Source organism: Kitasatospora phosalacinea (genome assembly GCF_000717185.1).
Taxonomy (GTDB): Bacteria; Actinomycetota; Actinomycetes; order Streptomycetales; family Streptomycetaceae; genus Kitasatospora; species Kitasatospora phosalacinea_A.
In genome coordinates this window covers 1-3609 of the sequence record NZ_JNYE01000197.1, presented here as the reverse complement: position 1 = coordinate 3609, position 3609 = coordinate 1, and the positions used below count along the sequence as shown (strand labels likewise).

Here is a 3609-nt window from a genome sequence, read left to right as displayed (position 1 = left end):
GCGAAGGGGGGCCGGGGGAACCGCGCAGCGGGGCGCCCGGCAAAAAGGAACGCCGCGCCGAAGGCGCGACCACACCCACCGCCACAGGCGGCCCGCGGCGACAGCCGCCAACAACACCGCCGCGCCAAAGGCGCGACCACACCCCCACCAGCTCCGACACTCGCCGGAGCCGGTGGGCCCGCCCTAAAAGGAGTCGGCGAGCCGGTCGTACGCGGCTTCTTCTCGGTATCGGCAGTACGCCCGGTGGACGAACTCTTCCCGGTCTCCCGCGACGCCGACGGCGTCGGCGAGATGGAGGGCGGAGGTGATCAGGTCGGCGATGATCGTGGCCGTGCCTTCGGCGCCGACGGGCTCGTGGCGGTAGGCGGCGGGGTCGGCCGCAATGAAGGCTCGGAGGGCAACCAGCGCGGCGTCGGCGGATTCGTCGGCGAGGCGCTCGGTGGCGAGGACGGTCATGTTCGGCCTTTCGTTGGGTCCTTCGTGGGTGTCGGTCGGGGTTGCCCTCCCCTCCCAACAAGAACAATATTACCTCGTAGGGGGTTTTTGGTCAAGCGCGGAGGCGTGGTTCAGCACGCCGGTCCGACGACTGGCAGACCGTCAGATCGACAGGCGCACTGCCCCCGGTTTCAGTGGGGTGCTTCCTCGCTTTCCCTGTGGGGAACCTCCGGGACGAGTACGGGGTGGATCTCGGCGATGCGGTGGAGGCGGCAACGGGCGTCGGCACGGGCGACCTTGCTCGGCGACTCCAGACTGGCCTCGGTGAGGATGCGGGCGAAGCTGGCGAGGGCGGCGGCGGTGTGCAGCACCACGCGGCGGGGTTGGAAGATCGCTGCCCGTTCGCCGAGTCGGCGGGCGGCGGCCCAGGAGCGGTAGATCTCGTGGTCGGCGGAAGTGAGCGGCTGGCGGCCGGCCAGTCGGGCGTCGATCCAGTCAGCCAAGTGGCCTCCGACTTCCAGGGTCGTGGTGCTGCTCGTCCCGGGGTCGCGCAGTCGGGTCCACCGGTCGATCTGGGTCTCCAGCACGCCGAGCCGGTCGACTGCCGGGCGAAGGTCGTCGGCTTCGCGGGCGGCCCGTGACAGCTGGCGGTCGGCCACCGACCGGAGGTAGCGGGCGTGCTGCACATGGCGGCGGTCCGCCCGATACTCGTTGACGATCTTCTCTCCGACCTCCTTGGCTCGGGCGCGGGCCTTCTCGGTGGCCAGTTCGTAGGTGCTGCGGTGGAGTTGCCCCCACGGGTCGCGGTCGGTGGGGGTGCCTGGTGTGGGGAGCGTGATGCCGTCGTAGATCCAGGCGTTGTAGACGGCGAGTCGGTCGGTGTAGCTGCCGGGGCCCTCGTCGGGGTCGTAGCGGCCGGAGACGAACCGGAGCCGGGTGTAGGCGTCGGGGTTGGCGGTCTCCCCGGGGGCGGCCTCCGGATGCAGCGTGATGGTGCCGATGACGTGGGGTGCGCGGACGGTGTAGTAGGTGAGGCCGGTCTCTGCGTGTTCGACCTCGTAGCGGAGCAGCAGGCGGGTGCGAGTGTAGGTGGTGATCAAGTGTTCTCCGGAGTGACCGGCCGGGCCCCGGTGGTCCGACCGTCCTGGGTTGGTCAGCGTCGGGAGCCGGGACTGGGCAGGAGCGGCGGGCCGCCGTGCTGCTCGGTGGCCTGCTTGATGGCCTTGGGCAGGTGGAGGACCACGACGGACTGAAGCCAGAGCAGACCGGCCACGACTGCGAGCAGCGGGTAGGTGATGAGGAGTTGGTCCCGCAGGGCGGAGATGGCGGTGGCGGCGATGACCACCAGGACGGCGGCGAACATGCCGCGTTGAATGGTGTTGATGGTGCGGGTCAGCTCGCTCGGGGGCGGCGCCGTGGGCATGGTGGAACCTTTCGTCAACACTGTTCGACTGGTGGAGCAGGGTGCCGGGTGGGCCTTGAGCTGCGTGGACGGCTCACCCTCCGGTGGGGACGGTGCCGTAGTAGAAGCTGGGCAGGATGGTCAGCAGTGGCAAGGGACTGCCGGGGTGGACGTCCTCGGGCCGGTAGCCGTCGCGCGGCATGGCCACGCTGGTGAGGAGACAGTCCTGGCCGAGGAAGTCGCGCCCGATCCATCGCGAGGCGTAGACGGTCTGGGGCAGCCACGAGTGCTCCGCGTTGCGCCGGATCGGTGCCAGCATGGACTCCGTCAGCTCCTCGACCGTGGGCGGCAGCGCGTCCGGCTCGCGCCAGCGCCAAACCGGCGGTTCGTCGCCTGCCGCTGCCGAGGGGATCGGGTTGTTCCGCATGGCCCACCGCACGAACGGCAGGGTGGGGTCGTGGCTGAACTTTCCGGGGCCTCGTCCTTCGGAAAAGTAGCGTTCGTACCGCAGGCCCCTGCCCTGGTAGCGCCAGACCAGCCGGAACTCGCCGCGCCCGCGCGCGGTGTCGGCCGACGTCTTCACCACCCATCCGTCACCGGTGTTGGTCTCGTCCGCCGGGGACCACGTGGTCTGGGCGTTCCAGCCGTGGCGACGTGCGTAGGCAACGACGGCGGCGACGCTGGCCGGTGTCTTCGTGTGGGCTGGGCCACCCGGTACGGCGGCGGTGCTGATGGGTTCTGAGTAGAGGGTGGTGGTGCTCAAGCTGTCCTTTCGTGGGCGGGGCTGGCCAGGGCCGGGCGGAGTGCTCCGCCCGGCCTGCGGGAGGTCAGCTGGCCACGGCCGGAGTCGGCCAGGAGCCGACGGTGGGCGGGACCGCCGGGGTGGGCGGGACCTAAACGGGCGGCCAAGTCGCCTCGAACGCGCCGGTCGCGGGCGGGGCGGTGGTGGCCCCCTGCTGGGCGGGTCGGCTCCCTGCCTTGGTGACCTCGACGGTGGCGAAGCGCATGCACGCGCCGACCTCCTCGACCTGGAGTTCGGTGTAGACCTGGCGGGGGCCTCCGTCGGCCGGCTGGTGGGTGCGCTGCTTGAGGGCGCCGGTCACGACGACGCGTGCGCCCTTGGCCAGGCTGGCTGCGATGTTCTCCGCGTACTGCCGCCAGGCGACGCACGGCATCGCGAGGGAGTCGCCGTCGCGGTAGCTGCGGGTGGAGCTGTCCCACATTCGCTCGTTGGAGATGACGGTGAAGGTGGCCCGAGCGGCTCCGCTGCCGCTGTACTTGAGTGTCGGATCGTCCCCGAGGTTGCCGACAATGGTGATCTTGGTTTCGCCTGTCATGGTTCTCGCTCCTCTTAGCGTTCGATACGGGCGCCGCCGCGCGGGCCCAGGGTGATCCGGAAGTCCGGACCGCCGTCGAACGGCACACCCACCCCGGCCATCTCCTCCGCATCCACGAGCATCTGCCCGTCGGTGATGAGGTAGAGGTCGACGACCGACTGCTCGGTGCAGCCGATTCGGGGGTCACGGGCCCGGGTCCGCAGTCGGTCCGCCGCCTGGCGGACCGACGTGACGGGCTCGGGATTGCCGCCACCGGAAGGGTCGGTGAAGTAGGCGATGTAGCGCGGGTTCACGCAGCCTCCGGTTGTGCCGTGGTCTCTGTCCGTTGGTCGGGGGTGCCCTCCCCTCCCAACAAGAACAATATTACCTCGTAGAGGGTTTTTGGTCAAGCGCGGAGGCGTGGTTCAGCACGCCGGTCCGACGACTGACAGACCG

The 3609-nt window shown here is 70.2% G+C and carries 6 protein-coding genes; all 6 read right to left on the bottom strand.

Annotation, left to right across the window (positions count from 1 at the left end):
- Positions 1-183: 183 nt before the first annotated feature.
- Positions 184-456 carry a hypothetical protein gene (locus tag OO57_RS37355; RefSeq protein WP_033257324.1) on the bottom strand — a complete coding sequence of 91 codons (273 nt, stop codon included), beginning with the start codon at positions 454-456 and terminating at the stop codon, positions 184-186.
- A 170-nt stretch (positions 457-626) separates the two neighbouring features.
- The gene (locus OO57_RS37350; RefSeq protein WP_033257323.1) at positions 627-1535 is read right to left on the bottom strand and encodes a hypothetical protein; all 909 of its coding nucleotides are present in this window, start codon (positions 1533-1535) and stop codon (positions 627-629) included.
- Positions 1536-1588: 53 nt separating this feature from the next.
- The gene (locus OO57_RS37345) at positions 1589-1858 is read right to left on the bottom strand and encodes a hypothetical protein (protein ID WP_033257322.1); all 270 of its coding nucleotides are present in this window, start codon (positions 1856-1858) and stop codon (positions 1589-1591) included.
- Between the two features lie 73 nt (positions 1859-1931).
- The gene (locus tag OO57_RS37340; RefSeq protein ID WP_158715381.1) at positions 1932-2600 is read right to left on the bottom strand and encodes a hypothetical protein; all 669 of its coding nucleotides are present in this window, start codon (positions 2598-2600) and stop codon (positions 1932-1934) included.
- 130 nt (positions 2601-2730) lie between these two features.
- Positions 2731-3174: a single-stranded DNA-binding protein gene (ssb, locus tag OO57_RS37335; protein ID WP_063737735.1), complete on the bottom strand. Its 444-nt coding sequence runs from the start codon at positions 3172-3174 to the stop codon at positions 2731-2733.
- Between the two features lie 14 nt (positions 3175-3188).
- Complete coding sequence (locus tag OO57_RS37330; RefSeq protein WP_033257320.1) at positions 3189-3467, bottom strand: hypothetical protein; 279 nt, start codon at positions 3465-3467, stop codon at positions 3189-3191.
- Between the last annotated feature and the right edge of the window lie 142 nt (positions 3468-3609).